The following is a 1,625-nucleotide window of genomic DNA, read 5'->3' as shown; positions in this document are numbered from 1 at the left end:
CTTAGGATTCTCTCCTCACCCATGTGTGTCCATTTTCGGTACGGGTTACTGTATGATTCGCACTAGAAGCTTTTCTTGGAAGCTGGCTTCAATGACTTCTGTACTTGCCTCGGCTTTCCATACGCATCACGCCTTCGCCTTTATGACAGCCGGATTTGCCTGGCTGTCAGCTACCTCGCTTGCACCTGCTTTTCCAGCAGCAGGATCACCTAGCCTTCTCCGTCACTCCTTCATTCATACCGTAAGTACAGGAATATCCACCTGTTGTCCATCGGCTACGCCTCTCGGCCTCGCCTTAGGTCCCGACTTACCCAGAGCGGACGAACCTTCCTCTGGAAACCTTGGGTTTTCGGTGCGTGGGATTCTCACCCACGTTCCGCTACTCACACCGGCATTCTCTCTTCTATACGCTCCAGCGCTCCTTCCGGTACGCCTTCGCCGCATATAGAACGCTCCCCTACCACTTGCTTGCGCAAATCCATAGCTTCGGTAATATACTTAGCCCCGGTAAATTATCGGCGCAGAGTCATTCGACTAGTGAGCTGTTACGCACTCTTTAAAGGATGGCTGCTTCTGAGCCAACCTCCTAGTTGTCTCGACATCTCCACATCCTTTTCCACTTAGTATATATTTTGGGACCTTAGCTGATGGTCTGGGCTGTTTCCCTCTTGACACTGGACCTTATCACCCACTGTCTGACTGCCGAGGATGTTTATGTGTCATTCGGAGTTTGATTATATTCAGTACCCCGGGATGGGGCCATCACATATTCAGTGCTCTACCTTCACATCACTTGCCTCGACGCTAGCCCTAAAGCTATTTCGGGGAGAACCAGCTATCTCCGGGTTCGATTGGAATTTCACCCCTAGCCACAGCTCATCCGCCAACGTTTCAACGGGGGTCGGTTCGGTCCTCCATCGGGTTTTACCCCAACTTCAACCTGGCCATGGCTAGATCACCCGGTTTCGGGTCTACGACATGCAACTTTCGCCCTCTTAAGACTCGCTTTCGCTTCGGCTCCGCATATCCTGCTTAACCTCGCTCCATATCGTAACTCGCCGGTTCATTCTACAAAAGGCACGCTATCACCCTTTAACGGGCTCTAACTTCTTGTAGGCATATGGTTTCAGGTTCTATTTCACTCCCCTCCCGGGGTTCTTTTCACCTTTCCCTCACGGTACTGGTTCACTATCGGTCACAGAGTAGTATTTAGCCTTGCCAGATGGTCCTGGCTGTTTCCGACAGGATTCCTCGTGTCCCGCCGTACTCAGGTACTGTCTCGGACTTCCTCACTATTTCGGCTACGGGGCTGTCACCCTGTTTCGCCGGACTTCCCATTCCGTTCGCCTATAATGTCTTCTTGCCCTTTTTTGACAGCCCTACTACCCCGGCTCTTGCCGGTTTGGGCTCTTCCCCTTTCGCTCGCCGCTACTTAGGGAATCATTTCTTTATTTTCTCTTCCTTCAGGTACTTAGATGTTTCAGTTCCCTGAGTCTCGCCTCTCTGGAGCTATCTATTCACTCCAGGATACCCGGTCTCTATCCCGGGTGGGTTCCCCCATTCGGATATCGACGGCTCTTCGCATGCTTACTGCTCCCCGTCGCATTTCGCTGTTTGCTGCGTCC

Annotated in this window: 1 rRNA gene; it reads right to left on the bottom strand. The window is 52.1% G+C overall.

Annotated features, from left to right (window positions below):
- Positions 1 to 1,625: ribosomal RNA gene (locus B5F09_RS14460) — 23S ribosomal RNA — on the bottom strand; the annotation flags it as partial.

This window comes from Erysipelatoclostridium sp. An173, from assembly GCF_002160495.1.
GTDB classification, from domain to species: domain Bacteria; phylum Bacillota_I; class Bacilli_A; order Erysipelotrichales; family Coprobacillaceae; genus Thomasclavelia; species Thomasclavelia merdavium.
This window is presented reverse-complemented; position numbering and strand designations above follow the sequence as displayed.